This is a genomic window from Pseudomonas sp. zfem005 (genome assembly GCF_032621735.1).
In the GTDB taxonomy this organism is placed as follows: Bacteria; Pseudomonadota; Gammaproteobacteria; order Pseudomonadales; family Pseudomonadaceae; genus Metapseudomonas; species Metapseudomonas solani.
In genome coordinates this window covers 13285-31828 of sequence record NZ_JAVYJE010000002.1, presented here as the reverse complement: position 1 = coordinate 31828, position 18544 = coordinate 13285, and the positions used below count along the sequence as shown (strand labels likewise).

General features: G+C 64.4%; 17 protein-coding genes. 5 read left to right on the top strand and 12 right to left on the bottom strand.

The genetic code is table 11. The features are described 5' to 3' along the window. Positions 1-97: 97 nt before the first annotated feature. The 4 genes from RTW82_RS04415 (at position 98) to RTW82_RS04400 (ending at position 5359) form a co-directional block, all read left to right on the top strand. Positions 98-598 carry a sigma-70 family RNA polymerase sigma factor gene (locus RTW82_RS04415; RefSeq protein WP_111261942.1) on the top strand — a complete coding sequence of 167 codons (501 nt, stop codon included), beginning with the start codon at positions 98-100 and terminating at the stop codon, positions 596-598. Next, a complete protein-coding gene (locus RTW82_RS04410; protein WP_316924356.1) occupies positions 595-1578 on the top strand; it encodes a FecR family protein in 984 nt (327 codons plus the stop codon). Before RTW82_RS04415 ends, RTW82_RS04410 begins: the two co-directional genes overlap by 4 nt. Positions 1579-1658: 80 nt before the next feature. Further along, positions 1659-4067: a TonB-dependent siderophore receptor gene (locus RTW82_RS04405; protein WP_316924355.1), complete on the top strand. Its 2409-nt coding sequence runs from the start codon at positions 1659-1661 to the stop codon at positions 4065-4067. An 80-nt stretch (positions 4068-4147) separates the two neighbouring features. Next, positions 4148-5359: a PepSY domain-containing protein gene (locus RTW82_RS04400; protein ID WP_316924354.1), complete on the top strand. Its 1212-nt coding sequence runs from the start codon at positions 4148-4150 to the stop codon at positions 5357-5359. Here the strand turns inward: RTW82_RS04400 and RTW82_RS04395 are convergent. From RTW82_RS04395 to RTW82_RS04385, 3 genes are all read right to left on the bottom strand, one after another. Next, positions 5347-6675: a hypothetical protein gene (locus RTW82_RS04395; RefSeq protein ID WP_316924353.1), complete on the bottom strand. Its 1329-nt coding sequence runs from the start codon at positions 6673-6675 to the stop codon at positions 5347-5349. The two genes, RTW82_RS04400 and RTW82_RS04395, sit on opposite strands and share 13 nt — an antisense overlap. A gap of 246 nt (positions 6676-6921) precedes the next feature. Further along, positions 6922-7419, bottom strand: a complete 498-nt coding sequence (locus tag RTW82_RS04390; protein WP_021219615.1) for a single-stranded DNA-binding protein — start codon at positions 7417-7419, stop codon at positions 6922-6924. A gap of 9 nt (positions 7420-7428) precedes the next feature. Further along, the gene (locus RTW82_RS04385; protein ID WP_316924352.1) at positions 7429-8823 is read right to left on the bottom strand and encodes an MFS transporter; all 1395 of its coding nucleotides are present in this window, start codon (positions 8821-8823) and stop codon (positions 7429-7431) included. Between the two features lie 209 nt (positions 8824-9032). Here RTW82_RS04385 and uvrA point away from each other — a divergent pair, with 209 nt between their 5' ends. Further along, the gene (gene uvrA, locus RTW82_RS04380) at positions 9033-11867 is read left to right on the top strand and encodes an excinuclease ABC subunit UvrA (protein WP_316924351.1); all 2835 of its coding nucleotides are present in this window, start codon (positions 9033-9035) and stop codon (positions 11865-11867) included. Between the two features lie 69 nt (positions 11868-11936). On the opposite strand, the gene RTW82_RS04375 is transcribed toward uvrA, so the two are convergent. The 9 genes from RTW82_RS04375 to rplO all read right to left on the bottom strand — a co-directional run bounded on the left by RTW82_RS04375 (position 11937) and on the right by rplO (position 18541). Next, positions 11937-13385: a catalase gene (locus RTW82_RS04375; RefSeq protein ID WP_316924633.1), complete on the bottom strand. Its 1449-nt coding sequence runs from the start codon at positions 13383-13385 to the stop codon at positions 11937-11939. Positions 13386-13627: 242 nt separating this feature from the next. After that, positions 13628-14017, bottom strand: coding sequence for a 50S ribosomal protein L17 (gene rplQ / locus RTW82_RS04370; RefSeq protein WP_021219611.1), 390 nt, complete (start codon positions 14015-14017; stop codon positions 13628-13630). Positions 14018-14059: 42 nt separating this feature from the next. Next, a complete protein-coding gene (locus RTW82_RS04365) occupies positions 14060-15061 on the bottom strand; it encodes a DNA-directed RNA polymerase subunit alpha (protein WP_021219610.1) in 1002 nt (333 codons plus the stop codon). Between the two features lie 22 nt (positions 15062-15083). Beyond that, a complete protein-coding gene (gene rpsD / locus RTW82_RS04360; protein WP_184492124.1) occupies positions 15084-15704 on the bottom strand; it encodes a 30S ribosomal protein S4 in 621 nt (206 codons plus the stop codon). A gap of 16 nt (positions 15705-15720) precedes the next feature. Beyond that, positions 15721-16110, bottom strand: a complete 390-nt coding sequence (gene rpsK, locus RTW82_RS04355; RefSeq protein ID WP_003093689.1) for a 30S ribosomal protein S11 — start codon at positions 16108-16110, stop codon at positions 15721-15723. A gap of 30 nt (positions 16111-16140) precedes the next feature. After that, positions 16141-16497: a 30S ribosomal protein S13 gene (gene rpsM, locus RTW82_RS04350; protein ID WP_021219608.1), complete on the bottom strand. Its 357-nt coding sequence runs from the start codon at positions 16495-16497 to the stop codon at positions 16141-16143. A gap of 133 nt (positions 16498-16630) precedes the next feature. Then, on the bottom strand, positions 16631-16747 hold the full coding sequence (gene rpmJ / locus RTW82_RS04345; protein ID WP_014854209.1) for a 50S ribosomal protein L36: 117 nt from the start codon (positions 16745-16747) through the stop codon (positions 16631-16633). Positions 16748-16777: 30 nt separating this feature from the next. Then, the gene (gene secY, locus RTW82_RS04340; protein ID WP_021219607.1) at positions 16778-18106 is read right to left on the bottom strand and encodes a preprotein translocase subunit SecY; all 1329 of its coding nucleotides are present in this window, start codon (positions 18104-18106) and stop codon (positions 16778-16780) included. After that, positions 18107-18541 carry a 50S ribosomal protein L15 gene (gene rplO, locus RTW82_RS04335; RefSeq protein ID WP_021219606.1) on the bottom strand — a complete coding sequence of 145 codons (435 nt, stop codon included), beginning with the start codon at positions 18539-18541 and terminating at the stop codon, positions 18107-18109. Positions 18542-18544 lie beyond the last annotated feature (3 nt).

Here is an 18544-nt window from a genome sequence, read left to right as displayed (position 1 = left end):
CCGGCCGCCCTTTTCCTGCACGCCAACGTTGCAAATCCCTTCGCGCATCAAGAAAATGCGATTAATTTTCATTTGCTACCGATTCTTCGGTGACCCCATGTCGTCTCCCCACCTCAGTGTGCAACGCCTCTACAGCGACCATCACGGCTGGCTGAAGAACTGGCTGCGCGGCCGCCTCGGCAACGCCGCCGATGCCGCCGACCTGGCCCAGGACACCTTCCTGCGCCTGCTCGCCCGCCGTGAGCAGCTGGAGATCGCCACGCCACGCGCCTTCCTTCGCACCGTCGCGCGGGGGCTGGTGATCGACCACTGGCGCCGCGAGGAACTGGAGCGGGCCTACCTGGAATCCCTCGCCCACCTGCCGGAGGCGCAGACGCCTAGCCTGGAGGAGCGCGAGCAGATCCTCGAGTTGCTGGAGCGCATCGCGCGCCTGCTCGATGGCCTGAAGCCGAAGGTGCGCACCGCCTTCCTGCTGGCCCAGTGCGAGGGGTTGACCCATGTGCAGGTGGCCGAGCGCATGGGCATCTCCCTGCGTTCGGTGGAGCGCCATGTCGCCGACGCCCTGTTCCATTGCTACCAGCTGCGCTTCGCCGAATGAGCGCCTCGCCCCAGACCGATGCGCAGGTGGTGCGCCAGGCCATCCACTGGCTGGTGCGCTTGCGCTCCGCCAGCGGTGATGCGGAGCTGCAGCGCGCCTGCGAACACTGGCGCGCCGCCCACCAGGACCACGAACAGGCCTGGCAGCGCGTGCAGGTGCTGGACGACGAACTGTCCAGCTCGCTGAAAGCCGTGCCCGGCGCCGGCACGGTGATGGAGACCCTGGAAACCTCGGCCCAGCGCCTGCGTCGCCGCCAGGCCCTGAAGCTGCTGTCGGCGGCCATGGTCAGCGGCTCTGCGCTGTGGCTGGCCCGCGACCTGACGCCCTGGCCGCGCCTGACCGCCGATTACGGCACCGCCGTCGGTGAGCGCCGCCACGTGGCGCTGGCCGATGGCACGCAACTGCACCTGAACACCGACAGCGCAGTGGATGTGCGCTTCGATGAGCACCAGCGCCTGCTGCTGCTGGACCGTGGCGAGATCCTCGTCGACAGCGGCTCTGACGCCACGACGGGCATCCCCCGCCCCCTGCGCGTGCGCACCCGCCACGGCCTGCTGGAGAGCCTGGGCGGCCGCTTCGTGGTGCTCCAGGAGCAGGCCGCCACCCGCCTGAGCGTCGCCGAAGGGGCCGTGAGCATCGCCCCATTGGCCGGCACCGGCGCCCTGGTCGCTCGCGCCGGGCAACGCTTCGATATCAACGAATACGCCGCGCGCCCGCTGGAAGCAGCGGACATGGACGCAGCCGCCTGGGCCGATGGGCTGATCGTCACCCGTGGCATGCGCCTGGCCGACTTCCTCGCCGAAGTCTCGCGCTACCGCAACGGCCGCCTGGCCTGCAGCGAGGCCATCGCCGACCTGCGCCTCTCAGGCGTGTACCGCCTGGACGACACCGACAAGCTGCTGGAGCTGCTGAGCCGCACGCTGCCGGTGGAGGTGCACTACCGCACCCGCTGGTGGGTGACGGTACAGGCCAGGGCCTGAAATCTTTTTTGGCGGGTTTTTCCGCAACGTCCGGCAAAGGGAATGAATCCCATTAACCTTTGCCTTTCACGGAAGCCTTCATGACCGCACCTCGCGCCTCCCGCCTCGCCCTTGCCGTACGCGGCGCCCTGCTTTCCGCCGCGCTGGTCGCCCCGCTGCTGGGCGCACCGGCCTTCGCCGAGGAAGCCGCGGCCAGCGCCAGCCGCAGCTACGCCATCCCCGCCGGGCCGTTGGACGAGGTGCTCAACCGCTTCGCCCGTGAGGCCGGGATCAACCTCTCCGCCACCCCGGAGCAGACCCGTGGCCTGCAGTCCCCCGGCCTGAGCGGCACCTGGTCGGTGGACGGCGCGCTGGGCCGCCTGCTGGGCGACACGCCGCTGCAGGCCGAGAGCCTGGGCGATGGCAGCTATGTGCTGCGCGAGGTGAAGACCCAGGGCGCGCTGGAGGTGCCCTCCACCCAGGTGTTCGCCCTGGGCAACGCGCTGGGCAGCGAGGCGGGCTACCTGGCCACCCACAGCCAGATCGCCACCAAGACCAGCAAGGCGCTGCTGGAAACCTCGCAGACCGTCTCGGTGGTGACCCACGAGCAGATCGAGGACCAGGGCTCGAAGACCGTGCAGCAGGCGATCCGCTACACACCCGGCATCTTCACCGGCCAGGTGGGCGCCTCGAACCGCTACGACTACATCGTCATGCGCGGCTTCGCCGACAACAGCGTGGACAACGTCTACCTCGACGGCCTGAAGACCATGGGCGACAGCGGCACCTACAGCTCGCTGCAGGTGGACCCGTACTTCCTCGAGCGCATCGACGTGCTCAAGGGCCCCTCCTCGGTGCTCTATGGCCGCAGCCTGCCGGGTGGCCTGGTGGCACTGACCAGCAAGAAGCCGCTCTACGAGGACTACCACCAGGTGCAAGCCACCGTGGGCAACATGGGCCAGAAGGGCGCGGGCTTCGACTTCAGCGGCCCGCTGGATGAGGACAAGCGCATCGCCTATCGCGTGGTGGGCCTGGGCGAGGGGTCGGACACCCAGTTCGACCACATCAAGGAAGAGCGCTACGCCATCGCGCCGACCCTCTCCATCGACTTCAGCGAAGACACCAGCCTGACCCTGCAGAGCTACCTGCAGCACGACCCGAACGGCGGCTACCACGGCGGCGTACCGGCCGAGGGCACCCTGTACCAGCGCAGCGGCCAGCGCATCGGCCGTGACTTCTTCGACGGCGAGCCGAGCCTGGAAGCCTTCGACCGCACCCAGCGCATGTTCGGCTATCAGCTGGAGCATCGCTTCGACGACGTATGGACCGCGCGCCAGAGCTTCCGCTACCTCAGCTCCGACGTGAGCATGCAGCAGGCGTACGCCTACGGCTGGGCCTCCCCCACCGAGCTGAACCGCTACTACACCGATGCCACCGAGGACCTGAAGGCCTACATCGTCGACAACATGGTCCAGGCCGAATTCGACACCGGCGCCCTGCGTCACACCCTGCTGATGGGCCTGGACTACCAGAACCGCAAGACCAACGTGGAATGGGGCTCCGCCGCCCTCGCCCCGATCGACGCCTTCAACCCGGTGTATGGCAACGATGCGCTGGTGGGCTACGGCCAGGTGGAACACGACCGCCGCCTGGAGCAGACCGGCCTCTACCTGCAGGACCTGATCGACCTGAACCAGTGGCGCTTCTCCATCGGCCTGCGCGAGGACTGGGTGGAGGTCTCGGACAAGAACGTGACCGCCGGCAGCAAGTCGGACGAGCGCCGCAGCAAGTTCACCGGCCGCCTCGGCGCGTTGTACCTGTTCGACAACGGCGTGGCGCCGTACATCAGCTATTCCGAATCCTTCAACCCCAACGCCTATTCGGACCAGGCCGGCAAGCCGCTGGAACCCACCGAGGGCACGCAGTGGGAAGCCGGGGTGAAGTTCCAACCGGTGGGCAGCGACAGCCTGTACACCGCCTCGCTGTTCCACATCGTCCAGCAGAACGTCGCCTCCAAGCTGCCGCAGCAGGATTGGTACACCCCCGTGGGCGAGGTGCGCTCCCAGGGCCTGGAACTGGAAGCCAACACCCAGGTGGCCAAAAACCTCAAAGTGCTGGCCAGCTACACCTTCACCGACATCACCTACTCCAAGTCGCTGGACGGCACCCAGGGCAATACGCCGAACCAGGCGCCGCGCCACATGGCCTCCATCTGGGGCGAGTACAGCTTCGACGCCGGCGCCCTGGACGGCCTGCGCACCGGCCTCGGCGCGCGCTACGTCGGCCAGAGCTGGGCGGACAAGGCCAACACCCTGCACGTGCCCTCCTACACCCTGATCGATGCGCTGGTGGGCTATGACCTGGGCAAGGTGGGGTTGAAGGGCATGGACCTCAGCCTGAACGCCAACAACCTGCTGGACGAGGACTACATCGCCTCCTGCTACAGCCTGGACTTCTGCTACTTCGGCGAGCAGCGCAACGTCACCGCCACCCTCAGCTACCAGTTCTGACCGGTGCTTGAACGAGCCCGCCCCGGCACCGGGGTGGGCTCGTGCGTTTGCGTGATCGACTTATCCACAGGAGAGCATCCATGCGCCCTCTTCTCGTCCTGCTACACCGCTACCTCGGCCTGGCCACCGCGCTGTTCCTCGCCCTCGCCGGGCTCACCGGCAGCCTGCTGGCCTTCCAGCACGAGATCGACGAATGGCTGAACCCGGCCTTCTACCACGCCCCCGCGCAGGGGCCGCTGCTGTCCCCCGGCGAACTGGTGCAGCGCATCGAGGGCGCCGAACCGCGCCTGCAGGTCTGGTACATGGAGTACCCGGACGAGGCCGGCCATGCGGCGCTGATGGCCGCGGTGCCGCGCACCGACCCGGCCACCGGTGTGCCCTACGACCTGCACCACCGGGTGATCTACCTGGACCCGGTGAGCGGCGCCGAGCTGGGCATGCGCCAGTGGGGCGCCTGCTGCCTGCAGGCGCAGAACGTCATCCCCTTCCTGCTGGAGTTCCACTACAACCTGGCGCTGCCGGGCAACTGGGGGCTGATCCTGATGGGGTTGGTGGCGATCCTCTGGGTCATCGACTGCTTCGCTGGCGCCTGGCTGACCCTGCCCCGTGGCCGGCCCTTCCTGAAGAAATGGTGGACGGCCTGGACGCTCAAACGCGGTGCCGGCCGCTACCGGCGCAACCTCGACCTGCACCGGGCCGGTGGGCTCTGGTTGTGGCTGCTGCTCCTGCCGGTGGCGGTGAGCAGCGTGGCGATGAACCTGCCGGAGCAGGTGTTCAAGCCGGTGGTGTCACTGTTCTCCGAGGCGCCACCGAGCACCTACCAGCAGCGCAGCCAGATGCCCCGCGAACAGCTGGGCGAGACACAGATGGATTACCAGCGCATCTACCGGCTGGCGCAGGCGGAAGGAGCGCGGCTGGGCATCGAGGGGGAGATCGGCGAGCTGTACTACAGCTTCGAGTACAACTTCTTCGGCGCCGGTTTCGGGGGCCACGAGGCCAACCCGATGGATAAGTCCTGGCTGTTCTTCCACGGCACCGACGGCAGCTTGATCGGCGAGGAGATCGCCGGGCGCGGCACGCCGGGTGAACGCTTCTACCGGCTGCAGGCACCGATCCACGGCGGGCGCATCGCGGGGTTGCCGGGGCGCATCGTGATCGCGCTGCTGGGGCTGGCCATCGCCGGGCTGAGCGTCACCGGCGTGGTCATCTGGTGGCGCAAGCGGCAGGCCCGGCGCGCCAGTGCGGCCCGCGCCCGCGAGGGGCGGCGAGCCGCTTTCGGTCAGAACTTATAGCTCAGGCCGAGGGCCGTGCTTTCGTTGTTCTTGTCACGACCGGGCAGGTTGGAGTCCTTGTCCTTGTGCTCGTAGCTGAGGGTCATCACCAGGTCCTTGGTGAGCTTGTGACCGAGGGTGACGACGTGCTTGGTCTCGTCCTCTTCCTTGCCGGAGGGGTCGTGCTCGAAGTCGGTGTGGCGGCGGCTGTAGGCGACGCTGGCGAAGCTGTCCCAGGGCAGCTTGCGGGCGTAGCTGACCTTCCAGCCTTGCTGCTCCTTGTCCTTGTTGCGCGTGTCGTTGTCTTCCACCTTGGGCGAGTAGCTGAGGTCGAAGCTGTCCTTGCCGGTGGGCTTGAAGCGGGTGCCGACCTTGAAGGTGTCGACGTCGATGTCCAGCGGGCTGTCGTTTTCCAGGCCACGGTTCTCGTAGTTGTAACGGGTGTACAGCTCCAGCACGCGGTTCAGCTTGTGGCTGGCGCCCAGTGACCAGATGGTGCTGGAGAGGTCGTACTGGTGGTCCTTGTAGAGCTGCAGGTAGGTGACGGCGGCGTTGAGCTTCAGGCGCCAGGCCGGGATGACGAAGGTGGGGCCGGTGGAGACTGTCCAGGTCTGCCGGTTGAGTTCGCCGCGGTCGTCCTGGCGGGCCTGGGCGATGTTGGCGCCGAGGTTCCAGCGGCTGCCACGGTCGTCGAAGCCGTAGCCGTAGCGCAGGCTGCCGGCGGCCTGCCAGCGGTTGTCGTGGACGGTGGACTTGGGCTTGGCGACCGGGGTGGGCGCGGTGTCGTCGTCCTCCTCGCCGTCGTCGGCCAGGTCGTCCTCGTCCAGGTCGATGTCGTCGAGCAGGTCGTCGAGGCTGTCGTCGTCCTCGAAGGCCATGTCGTCCATGTCTTCGTCGTCCTCGTCATCGAACGAGGGGTCCTGGGTCATGCCCGCGCTGGCGTTGGCAGTGTCGGTGTCATGCACCCGAGCCACGGCGACGCGGCCGCCGAAGGTGTGGGTCTTGAGTTTCCTGGCGATGCGCTTGGCCAGCTTGGCGCCTTCCTTGGCCTCCGCGGAGTCGGGGGCGTCCTGCTTGAGCCGCGCCAGCTCGGCCTTGGCGGCCGGGTAGTCGAGGGCGTCGGCATAGACCTTGGCCAGGGCCAGGCGCGCGCGGGGGTGGCTGGCGCTCAGGCTCGGGTCGGCGAGGATGGCGCGGTACTGCTCGGCGGCACTGCCGAGCAGGCCCCAGCGGGCACTGCTTTCCGCGTCACGGGCGAGGGTCTGGTAGGGGCTGGCGATGCTGCACAGGGGCAGGCCGGCCAGAAGCAGAACGGCGGTCAGTCCGTTGAGTTTCATGGTGGGTTCCGGGAGGGCGGTCGATGGAATGGTGGGCAAGCCTATAGAGGCGGTTTGCCAGCGTCCAGAGCCCGGCCCGAATGTGATGTTGCATTCACAAAGTCCCGCCCCACGCGGGCTGCAGGCTGATCCGGAAGCCGAAAGCCGGCTGTGGATAACCCAGGCGTCGGGTGCCGTTTTCCTCCTCCCGAAACGAAAAAGGCGCAGCCGGGGGGCTGCGCCTTTGTCTGTGCCGAACGGCTCGAATCAGAACGGAATGTCGTCGTCGAAGCTGTCGTAGTCCGGCGCCGGTTGGGCGGCGGGCTGCGGAGCCGGGCGCTGCTGTTGCTCACGCGGGGCGGACTGTTGCGGCTCACGCTGCGGGCGCGGCGCGCGCGGGGCGGAATCGCCATCGTTGCCGGGACGGCCGCCAAGCAGCTGCATCTGGCCGTTGATGTCGACCACGATCTCGGTGGTGTAGCGCTTGACGCCGTCCTTTTCCCACTCGCGGGTGCGCAGGGTGCCTTCGACGTAGACCTGCGAGCCCTTGCGCAGGTACTCGCCGGCGATTTCGGCGAGACGGCCGAAGAACACCACGCGGTGCCACTCGGTACGTTCCTGCTGCTGGCCGGTCTGCTTGTCCTTCCAGCTTTCGCTGGTGGCCAGGGTGACGTTGGTCACGGCATTGCCGTTGGGCATGTAGCGAACTTCGGGATCACCACCGACGTTGCCAACCAGAATGACTTTGTTAACCCCACGGGCCATAACGTTCTCCTAGGCTTCAGCACGTTCGGGCGCCGCGTTGATCAGGCGCTCCAGGGACGTGCGGTCCAATTGTTCGGTATCCAACTTGATGTAGATGGCGCCTTCTTCGGCGACCACCACGGCATCCGCCACTCCGGGCAATGCCAGCAATCGCGCCACCAGCCCGGCATCGCCGAGGGCCGCTGCCGACAAGGGCAGGCGCAGGCTGGTGACATACGGAGGCTCGCGCATAGTAACAGCAATGGCGAGCCAAATCGCACAGACAACGACGCAGCCGATGAATACCACCGACAGCCCGCCATGCTGGAACAACCAGCCCCCCAGGATGCCGCCAAGGGCCGCGCCGAGGAACTGGCTGGTGGAGTAGACGCCCATCGCGGTGCCCTTGCCGCCGGCCGGGGCGACCTTGCTGATCAGCGACGGCAACGAGGCTTCCAGCAGGTTGAAGGCGGTGAAGAAGACGATGGTGCCGATCACCAGCGCCTGCAGGGTGTCGCCGAAGGCCCAGAAGTACAGCTCGCAGGCCAGCAGCACGCTGACGGCCCCAAGCAGCACGCGCTTCATCCGGCGCTTTTTCTCGGCGTAGATGATGAAGGGCACCATGCCGAAGAAGCCCACCAGCAGCGCGGTGAGGTAGACCCACCAGTGCTGCTCCTTGGGCAGGCCGGCCTTCTCCACCAGCGCCAGCGGCAGCGCGACGAAACTGGCCATGAGCACGGCGTGCAGGGCGAGGATGCCGAAGTCCAGGCGCAGCAGGTCGGGGTGCTTGAGGGTGGGCAGCAGCGCCTGGCGGGCGACGCCGGATTCGCGGTGCTGCAGCGGGTGGTCGGCGCGCGGCACCACCAGGGCGATGATGGCGATGCCCACCAGGGCCATCACGGCGGTCACCCAGAACAGGCCGGAGAGGCCGAAGGCACGGGTGACCAGCGGGCCGACCACCATGGCGACGGCGAAGGAGACGCCGATACTCATGCCGATCATGGCCATGGCCTTGGTGCGGTGCTGCTCGCGGGTGAGGTCGGAGAGCAGGGCCATCACGGCGGCGGAGATCGCCCCGGCCCCCTGCAGCACGCGGCCGGCGATCACGCCCCAGATGGAGTCGGCGTTGGCGGCGAGCACTGCGCCGGCGGCGAAGATCAGCAGGCCGATATAGATGACGGGCAGGCGGCCGATACGGTCGGAAACGATGCCGAAGGGGATCTGCAGCACCGCCTGGGTCAGGCCGTAGGCGCCGATGGCCAGGCCGATCAGCGCGGGGGTCGCGCCGGCCAGGTCCTGCCCGTAGGTGGCCAGGACCGGCAGCACCATGAACATGCCGAGCATGCGGAAGGCGAACACCAGGGCGAGGCCGCTGGCCGCTCGGGTCTCGCGGCCGCTCATGCGTTCGGAATGGGAGTCGTGCATAGATTCCTCATGGGAAACGGATACGGGGAAATGCGTCGTGCCCCTCGGCGGCGCACGCACCCGACCCTGGGTGCCCGGCCTGTGCCGGCGCCAAAAAATGTCGCGCATTCTAACAGTCCCGATGGTCTACAGCACAGTCGCGCGCCTTTGCCGCAGGCTAGGCACGCCCCGTATAATCGCGGGTTTCCCGCACGCCAAACGAGGCAGCAGTGGACAAGATCCTGATCCGTGGGGCCCGTACCCATAACCTGAAGAACGTCGATCTCACCCTGCCGCGCGACAAGCTGATCGTGATCACCGGCCTGTCCGGTTCCGGCAAATCCTCGCTGGCCTTCGACACCCTCTACGCCGAGGGCCAGCGCCGCTACGTGGAGTCGCTGTCGGCCTATGCCCGGCAGTTCCTGTCGATGATGGAAAAGCCGGATGTCGACACCATCGAAGGGCTGTCGCCGGCCATCTCCATCGAGCAGAAGTCCACGTCGCACAACCCGCGCTCCACCGTGGGCACCATCACCGAGATCTACGATTACCTGCGCCTGCTCTATGCCCGCGCCGGTACGCCGCGCTGCCCGGACCATGACGTGCCGCTGGAAGCGCAGACCGTGAGCCAGATGGTCGACCAGGTGCTGGCGATGCCCGAGGGCCGCAAGCTGATGCTGCTGGCACCGGTGATCCGCGAGCGCAAGGGCGAGCACCTGGCGGTGTTCGACGAACTGCGCGCCCAGGGCTTCGTGCGGGCCCGGGTCAACGGCCGCATCTACGAGATGGACGAGCTGCCCAAGCTGGACAAGCAGAAGAAGCACTCCATCGATGTGGTGGTGGACCGCTTCAAGGTCCGCGCCGACCTGCAGCAGCGCCTGGCGGAATCCTTCGAGACGGCGATCAACCTGGCCGACGGCATCGCCCTGGTGGCGCCCATGGACGACGAGCCGGGCGATGAGATCATCTTCTCCGCGCGTTTCGCCTGCCCCCATTGCGGCCACTCCATCAGCGAGCTGGAACCCAAGCTGTTCTCCTTCAACAACCCCGCCGGCGCCTGCCCCACCTGCGACGGCCTGGGCGTGAAGCAGTTCTTCGACGCCAAGCGCCTGGTCAACGGCGAGCTGACCCTGGCCGAAGGCGCGATCCGCGGCTGGGACCGGCGCAACGTCTATTACTTCCAGATGCTCGGCTCCCTGGCCGCGCACTACGGCTTCAGCCTGGAGAAGCCCTTCGACGAGCTGCCCGCCGAGGACCAGAAGGCGATCCTCTTCGGCAGCGGCCGCGAGGACGTGGACTTCCGCTACCTCAATGACCGTGGCGATATCGTCAAGCGTTCGCACCCGTTCGAGGGGATCATCCCCAACCTGGAGCGTCGCTATCGCGAGACCGAATCGAACACCGTGCGCGAGGAACTGGCCAAGTTCCTCAGCACCCAGCCCTGCCCGGACTGCCGGGGTACCCGCCTGCGCCGCGAAGCGCGCCATGTGTGGGTGGGCGAGAAAACCCTGCCGGCGGTCACCGGCCTGCCGGTGGGCGATGCCGCCGACTACTTCGGCGAGCTGAGCCTGCCCGGCCGCAAGGGCGAGATCGCCGACAAGATTCTCAAGGAGATCCGCGAGCGCTTGCAGTTCCTGGTCAACGTCGGCCTCGACTACCTGACCCTGGACCGCAGCGCCGACACCCTTTCCGGTGGCGAGGCGCAGCGTATCCGCCTGGCCAGCCAGATCGGTGCGGGCCTGGTGGGCGTGATGTACATCCTCGACGAGCCCTCCATCGGCCTGCACCAGCGGGACAACGAGCGCCTGCTGGCCACCCTCACCCACCTGCGCAACATCGGCAATACGGTGATCGTGGTCGAGCACGACGAGGATGCCATCCGCCTGGCCGACTACGTGGTGGACATCGGCCCGGGCGCGGGCGTGCACGGTGGCCGCGTGGTCGCCGAGGGCACCCCGGACGAGGTGATGTCGCACCCCGACTCGCTGACCGGCAAGTACCTCTCCGGCCGGGTGAAGATCGCCGTGCCGGCCAAGCGCACCCCGCGCGACAAGAAGAAGTCGCTGCTGCTCAAGGGTGCGCGTGGCAACAACCTGCAGAACGTCAACCTGGAGATCCCGGTCGGGTTGCTGACCTGCATCACCGGCGTGTCGGGCTCGGGCAAGTCGACGCTGATCAACAACACCCTGTTCCCCATCACCGCCACCGCGTTGAACGGTGCCACGACGCTGGAGGCGGCGCCGCACGACAGCTTCGATGGGCTGCAGCACCTGGACAAGGTGGTGGACATCGACCAGAGCCCCATCGGCCGTACGCCGCGTTCCAACCCGGCGACCTACACCGGGCTGTTCACGCCGATCCGCGAGCTGTTCGCCGGCGTGGCGGAGTCGCGCTCCCGTGGCTACGGGCCAGGGCGCTTCTCCTTCAACGTCAAGGGCGGCCGCTGCGAGGCCTGCCAGGGCGACGGCGTGATCAAGGTGGAGATGCACTTCCTGCCGGACATCTACGTGCCCTGCGACGTGTGCAAGGGCAAGCGCTACAACCGCGAGACCCTGGAGGTGCGCTACAAGGGCAAGAGCATCACCGAGGTGCTGGACATGACAATCGAAGAAGCGCGGGAGTTCTTCGATGCCGTGCCGGCCATCGCGCGCAAGCTGCAGACGCTGATGGACGTGGGCCTGTCCTACATCCGCTTGGGGCAGTCGGCGACCACCCTGTCCGGCGGCGAGGCACAGCGGGTGAAGCTGTCCCGCGAGCTGTCCAAGCGCGACACCGGCAAGACGCTGTACATCCTCGACGAGCCGACCACCGGCCTGCACTTTGCGGATATCCAGCAGTTGCTCGATGTGCTGCACCGCCTGCGTGACCACGGCAACACCGTGGTGGTCATCGAGCACAACCTGGATGTGATCAAGACCGCCGACTGGCTGGTGGACCTGGGTCCCGAGGGCGGCTCCAAAGGTGGCCAGATCATCGCCACCGGTACGCCGGAAGACGTGGCGAAGATGAAGCAGTCCCACACCGGGCACTTCCTCAAGCCGCTGCTGGAGCGTGATCGCGCCTGAGTCCGGCACGCAATGAAAAAGCCCCTGCCACCGCGAGGTGACAGGGGCTTTTTCATGCCCGGTGAAGGGTTAGCCGAGCTGGACGCCCAGCGCCTTGGCGATGCCTTCGCCGTAGGCCGGGTCGGCCTTGAAGAAGTACTGCAGCTGGCGCTGCACCACATCCTCGGTGACACCGGCCATGGCGCCGGCGATGTTGCTGATCAGCAACGCCTTCTGCTCGGCGCCCATCAGGCGGAACAGCGCGCCGGCGTGGCTGTAGTAGTCGCTGTCCTCACGATGATCGTGGCGGGCAGCGGCGCCATTCAGCGGCAGCGGCGGCTCGGCGTACTGCGGTGCCTGCTTGGGGGCATTCGCGTAGCTGTTGGGCTCGTAGTTGGGCGCAGCACCACCGTTGCTGCCGAACGCCATGGAGCCATCGCGCTGGTAGCTGTTCACTGGCGAGCGCGGCGCGTTCACCGGCAGTTGCTGGTGGTTGGTGCCCACGCGGTAGCGGTGCGCATCGGCGTAGGCGAATACGCGGCCCTGCAGCATACGGTCCGGCGACAGGCCGACGCCCGGAATCATGTTGCTCGGCCCGAAGGTGGCCTGCTCGACCTCGGCGAAGTAGTTCAGCGGATTGCGGTTGAGCTCGAGCTCACCCACCTCGATCAGCGGGAACTCCTTCTGCGACCAGGTCTTGGTCACGTCGAAGGGGTTCTCGTGGTGCGCTTCGGCCTGGGCCTCGCTCATGATCTGGATGCACACGCTCCACTTGGGAAACTCACCGCGCTCGATGGCGTTGAACAGGTCGCGCTGGGCGTAATCCGGATCGGTCCCGGCCAGGCGGGCCGCTTCGGCCGGCGCCAGGTTCTTGATGCCCTGCTGGGTCTTGTAGTGCCATTTGACCCAGTGGCGCTCTCCCTGGGCGTTGACCAGGCTGTAGGTGTGGCTGCCGAAGCCGTGCATGTGACGGTAGCCATCCGGGATGCCGCGATCGGAGAACAGGATGGTGATCTGGTGCAGCGCCTCGGGCGAATGCGACCAGAAGTCCCACATCATCTGCGCGCTCTTCAGGTTGCTTTGCGGCAGGCGCTTCTGGGTGTGGATAAAGTCGGGGAATTTCAGCGGGTCGCGGATGAAGAACACCGGGGTGTTGTTTCCGACGATGTCCCAGTTGCCCTCTTCGGTATAGAACTTCAGGGCGAAGCCGCGCGGGTCGCGTTCGGTGTCTGCCGAGCCGCGTTCGCCACCCACGGTGGAGAAACGCAGGAAGGTTGGCGTCTGCTTGCCGACGGCGTCGAACAGCTTGGCGCTGGTGTAGCGAGTGATGTCACGAGTGACGGTGAAGGTGCCGTAAGCACCCGATCCCTTGGCGTGAACGCGACGCTCGGGGATGTTCTCGCGGTTGAAATGGGCGAGCTTCTCGATCAGGTGGAAATCGTCGAGCAGCAGCGGGCCACGCGGACCGGCAGAACGGGAATTCTGGTTGTCGGCGGCAGGGGCGCCAGAGGCGGTGGTCAGGTAGGTCTTCTTGTCCATCATCTTGCTTCCTCACGGATAGTTACTAGCCAACGAGGAACAGGATGAAGCAGCCGGCGATGCAGAGCCAATGCATTAAGGGAAAGCGATCGATAGATATTATCTTTCGACTTGTAGGCCCGAATCGATTATTTCCAACGAGGTTCCGAAGCACTTCCGGGCGGGATGCGTAAAGAAGAAAACCATAGGACTGAAACGAAAAAACCGGGCACTAGGCCCGGTTTTCTCTTGTAGCGTACGACTTACTCGGCAGCTTCTACTGCTGCGCCGCCGACCGGACGGTCGATCAGCTCAACGTAGGCCATCGGAGCGTTGTCGCCAGCGCGGAAACCGCACTTCAGGATGCGCAGGTAGCCGCCCTGACGGTTGGCGTAGCGCTTGCCCAGATCGTTGAACAGTTTGCCCACGATGGCTTTCGAACGAGTGCGGTCGAAGGCCAGACGACGGTTGGCAACGCTGTCTTCCTTGGCCAGGGTGATCAGCGGCTCGGCAACGCGGCGCAGTTCCTTGGCTTTCGGCAGGGTGGTTTTGATCAGTTCGTGCTCGAACAGCGAAACCGCCATGTTCTGGAACATGGCCTTGCGGTGTGCGCTGGTGCGGCTGAGGTGACGGCCACTTTTACGATGACGCATGGTTCAATTCCTTACCAAACTCACGTTCGGTGATTACGACGATCAGGCAGTCGCCTTGTCGTCCTTCTTAAGACTTGCCGGCGGCCAGTTGTCGAGGCGCATACCGAGGGACAGACCACGGGAGGCCAGGACGTCCTTGATCTCGGTCAGGGACTTCTTGCCCAGGTTCGGAGTCTTCAACAGTTCCACTTCGGTGCGCTGAATCAGATCACCGATGTAGTAAATGTTCTCCGCCTTGAGGCAGTTGGCCGAACGTACGGTCAGCTCAAGATCATCAACCGGGCGCAGCAGGATCGGATCGATCTCGTCTTCCTGCTCGACTACTACGGGCTCGCTATCACCTTTGAGGTCGACGAACGCTGCCAGCTGCTGTTGCAGGATGGTAGCGGCACGACGAATGGCCTCTTCAGGATCCAGGGTACCGTTGGTTTCCAGATCAATGACCAGCTTGTCCAGGTTGGTACGCTGCTCGACACGGGCGTTTTCCACCACGTAAGCAACACGACGGACCGGGCTGAACGAAGAGTCGAGCTGCAAGCGACCAATGCTGCGGCTCTCGTCTTCATCGCTCTGACGCGCGTCAGCCGGCTCATAGCCGCGACCACGAGCCACTTTGAGCTTCATGTTCAGTGCGCCGTTTTCCGCCAGGTTAGCGATCACGTGGTCGCCATTGACGATCTCGACATCATGATCCAGCTGAATATCGGCAGCAGTGACCACGCCCGAACCCTTCTTGACCAGGTTCAGCGTTACTTCGTCACGACCGTGCAGCTTGACAGCCAGACCTTTCAGGTTGAGCAGGATTTCGATGACATCTTCCTGAACACCTTCGATGGCACTGTACTCATGGAGTACGCCGTCGATTTCGGCCTCGACTACTGCACAGCCAGGCATGGAGGACAACAGGATGCGACGCAGCGCGTTGCCCAGGGTATGGCCGAAACCGCGCTCGAGAGGCTCGAGCGTGATCTTGGCGCGGGTCGGACTGACCACCTGCACATCAATGTGGCGGGGGGTCAGGAACTCATTTACCGAACTCTGCATGGATGCACCTATTTTCTAGCCCTTACTTGGAGTAGAGCTCGACAATCAGGTTTTCGTTGATGTCGGCGGACAGATCAGCACGTGCCGGAACGCTTTTGAACACGCCGGACTTCTTCTCGCTGTCGACTTCAACCCACTCAACGCGACCGCGTTGGGCGCACAGTTCAAGGGCTTGAACGATACGCAGCTGATTCTTCGACTTCTCGCGAATTGCTACCACGTCACCGGCTTTGACTTGGAAAGACGGTACGTTGACGGTCTGACCATTCACGCTGATGGCTTTGTGCGATACCAGCTGACGGGATTCGGAGCGGGTAGCACCAAAGCCCATGCGGTATACGACGTTGTCCAGACGGCACTCGAGAAGTTGCAGCAGGTTCTCACCGGTAGCGCCCTTACGGCTGGCAGCTTCCTTGTAGTAACCGCTGAACTGACGCTCCAGAACACCGTAGATACGACGTACTTTCTGCTTCTCGCGCAGCTGAGTACCGTAGTCGGACAGGCGACCACGGCGAGCGCCGTGCTGGCCAGGAGCCGATTCGATGTTGCACTTGGATTCGAGCGCGCGGGCACCACTCTTCAGGAAGAGGTCAGTACCTTCACGACGGGACAGTTTGCATTTGGGACCAATGTAACGAGCCATTTCTCACTGTCTCCTATTACACGCGACGCTTCTTCGGCGGACGGCACCCGTTATGCGGGATCGGCGTCACGTCGGTGATGCTGGCAATCTTGTAGCCGCAGGCGTTCAGAGCACGCACGGCGGATTCGCGACCCGGACCCGGACCCTTGACGTTGACGTCGAGGTTCTTGAGGCCGTATTCGAGGGCAGCTTGACCAGCACGCTCAGCAGCTACCTGGGCAGCGAACGGAGTGCTTTTACGGGAGCCGCGGAAACCAGAACCACCGGAGGTGGCCCAGGACAGGGCGTTACCTTGACGGTCAGTGATGGTCACGATGGTGTTGTTGAAAGACGCGTGGATGTGGGCGATCCCATCAACCACTGTCTTTTTGACTTTCTTACGGGGACGAGCAGCAGGCTTAGCCATGACTTAGTTCCTGTCGATTCGCGGGCGCAATTACTTGCGGATCGGCTTACGCGGGCCCTTACGGGTACGCGCGTTGGTCTTGGTACGTTGGCCATGAACAGGCAGGCCACGACGGTGACGCAGGCCGCGATAGCAACCCAGGTCCATCAGACGCTTGATGTTCATGTTGATTTCGCGACGCAGGTCACCTTCAGTGGTGAGCTTCGCGACTTCGCCACGCAGCTGTTCGATCTGCTCGTCGGAGAGATCCTTGATCTTTACCGCCGGATTTACGCCGGTGGTTGCACAGATGCTCTGTGCAGTGGTGCGACCAACACCGTAGATGTAGGTCAGCGAGATAACAGTGTGCTTGTTATCTGGAATGTTGACGCCTGCAATACGGGCCATTCAGTGAAACTCCAGTTGACAGCTACCTACGCCCCGGAAGCCAAGAAATAGGGCGCGCGATATTAACGCTGTAGAAACGAATAATCAACCCGGCAGCGCACTAGCTGCCGGGCTCATAACGCGTGAATCACACTCAGCCTTGGCGCTGTTTGTGACGCGGTTCCGCGCTGCAGATCACGCGAACAACACCTTCGCGGCGAACGATCTTGCAGTTACGGCACAGCTTTTTCACCGATGCACGAACTTTCATCAGTAACTCCTAGAACCTTACGGAACCGGGTCAGCGGAGCATTCCGCCGCCGTAGCCCTTCAGGTTGGCTTTCTTCATCAGGGATTCGTACTGGTGCGAAACGAGGTGGGATTGTACTTGGGCCATAAAGTCCATAACAACCACGACAACGATCAGCAACGAGGTCCCGCCAAGGTAGAACGGAACGTTGGCTGCAACCACAAGGAACTGGGGAAGCAGGCAAACAGCCGTCATGTACAGAGCACCGAACATGGTCAAGCGGGTCAGTACGCCATCGATATAGCGTGCAGACTGCTCACCCGGACGGATACCCGGAATAAAGGCACCGGACTTCTTCAGGTTCTCCGCCACGTCTTTCGGGTTGAACATCAGCGCTGTGTAGAAGAAGCAGAAGAAAACGATCCCTGCACTAAACAGCAGAATGTTCAACGGCTGACCGGGGGCGATCGCCTGCGACAGGTCCTGGAGCCAGCCCATTTTTTCGGACTGACCGAACCAGGCTCCCAGCGAAGCAGGGAACAGCAGGATGCTGCTGGCGAAAATGGCCGGGATTACGCCCGCCATGTTCACCTTCAGCGGCAGGTGGCTGGTCTGCGCAGCGAAGACCTTGCGGCCCTGCTGACGCTTGGCGTAGTGCACCGCAATGCGACGCTGGCCACGCTCAATGAACACCACGAAACCGATGATCGCTACCGCCAGCAAACCGATGGCGACGAGGGCGAAGATGTTGATATCGCCCTGACGTGCAGACTCGAAAGACTGCCCTATCGCTCTCGGAAGACCGGCCACGATGCCTGCAAAAATCAGCATCGAGATACCGTTGCCGACACCGCGCTCGGTGATCTGCTCGCCAAGCCACATCATGAACATCGCACCAGCCACGAAGGTGGTGACAGCCACGAAGTAGAAGCCGAAATCAGTCGAGAAAGCGACGCCCTGACTGGCGAGGCCGACGGACATGCCGACTGCCTGCACCAGTGCCAGGACTACAGTGCCGTAGCGGGTGTACTGGCTGATCTTGCGACGGCCAGCTTCACCTTCCTTCTTCAACTGCTCCAGCTGCGGGCTGATAGCGGTCATGAGCTGCATGATGATCGACGCCGAGATGTACGGCATGATCCCCAGTGCAAAAATGCTCATGCGCTCCAGCGCGCCGCCGGAAAACATGTTGAACAGGCTAAGAATGGTCCCCTCGTTCTGCCGGAACAGCTCGGCCAGCCGGTCAGGGTTTATCCCGGGCACTGGAATGTGCGCGCCAATCCGGTAGACGATGATCGCCAGGAACAGGAAACGCAGTCGAGCCCAGAGCTCGGATAACCCGCCATTGCTGAGCGCGGAGAGAGCACCTTGCTTAGCCATTTAGTCCTCGAACTTACCGCCAGCTGCTTCGATAGCCGCACGCGCACCCTTGGTGGCGGCGATACCTTTCAGGGTGACTGCGCGAGTAACGTCGCCCGACAGCATGATTTTCACACGCTGTACGTTCTGGTTAATCACGTTGGCATCCTTCAGCGACTGCAGGGATACGACATCGCCTTCAACCTTGGCCAGTTCGGAAGTACGCACTTCTGCGCGATCCATGGCTTTCAGGGAAACGAAGCCGAACTTCGGCAGACGGCGGTGCAGCGGCTGTTGACCGCCTTCGAAGCCCGGAGCGATGGTGCCACCGGAGCGGGAGGTCTGACCTTTGTGACCACGGCCACCAGTCTTGCCCAAACCGCTGCCGATACCACGGCCCGGACGGTGCTTCTCGCGACGGGCACCCGGCGCGGAACGCAGATCGTTCAGTTTCATGGA

Excerpts from the sequence above, each read along its gene's own strand:
- rpsM (WP_021219608.1), bottom strand. The coding sequence starts at position 16,497 with ATGGCCCGTATTGCAGGCGTCAACATTCCAGATAACAAGCACACTGTT.
- rpsD (WP_184492124.1), bottom strand. The coding sequence starts at position 15,704 with ATGGCTCGTTACATTGGTCCCAAATGCAAACTGTCCCGTCGTGAAGGT.
- RTW82_RS04390 (WP_021219615.1), bottom strand. The coding sequence starts at position 7,419 with ATGGCCCGTGGGGTTAACAAAGTCATTCTGGTTGGCAACGTCGGTGGT.
- RTW82_RS04365 (WP_021219610.1), bottom strand. The coding sequence starts at position 15,061 with ATGCAGAGTTCGGTAAATGAGTTCCTGACCCCCCGCCACATTGATGTG.
- RTW82_RS04415 (WP_111261942.1), top strand. The coding sequence starts at position 98 with ATGTCGTCTCCCCACCTCAGTGTGCAACGCCTCTACAGCGACCATCAC.
- rpmJ (WP_014854209.1), bottom strand. The coding sequence starts at position 16,747 with ATGAAAGTTCGTGCATCGGTGAAAAAGCTGTGCCGTAACTGCAAGATC.
- secY (WP_021219607.1), bottom strand. The coding sequence starts at position 18,106 with ATGGCTAAGCAAGGTGCTCTCTCCGCGCTCAGCAATGGCGGGTTATCC.
- RTW82_RS04395 (WP_316924353.1), bottom strand. The coding sequence starts at position 6,675 with ATGAAACTCAACGGACTGACCGCCGTTCTGCTTCTGGCCGGCCTGCCC.
- RTW82_RS04400 (WP_316924354.1), top strand. The coding sequence starts at position 4,148 with ATGCGCCCTCTTCTCGTCCTGCTACACCGCTACCTCGGCCTGGCCACC.
- RTW82_RS04405 (WP_316924355.1), top strand. The coding sequence starts at position 1,659 with ATGACCGCACCTCGCGCCTCCCGCCTCGCCCTTGCCGTACGCGGCGCC.
- RTW82_RS04375 (WP_316924633.1), bottom strand. The coding sequence starts at position 13,385 with ATGGACAAGAAGACCTACCTGACCACCGCCTCTGGCGCCCCTGCCGCC.
- rplQ (WP_021219611.1), bottom strand. The coding sequence starts at position 14,017 with ATGCGTCATCGTAAAAGTGGCCGTCACCTCAGCCGCACCAGCGCACAC.
- RTW82_RS04410 (WP_316924356.1), top strand. The coding sequence starts at position 595 with ATGAGCGCCTCGCCCCAGACCGATGCGCAGGTGGTGCGCCAGGCCATC.
- RTW82_RS04385 (WP_316924352.1), bottom strand. The coding sequence starts at position 8,823 with ATGCACGACTCCCATTCCGAACGCATGAGCGGCCGCGAGACCCGAGCG.
- rpsK (WP_003093689.1), bottom strand. The coding sequence starts at position 16,110 with ATGGCTAAGCCTGCTGCTCGTCCCCGTAAGAAAGTCAAAAAGACAGTG.
- rplO (WP_021219606.1), bottom strand. The coding sequence starts at position 18,541 with ATGAAACTGAACGATCTGCGTTCCGCGCCGGGTGCCCGTCGCGAGAAG.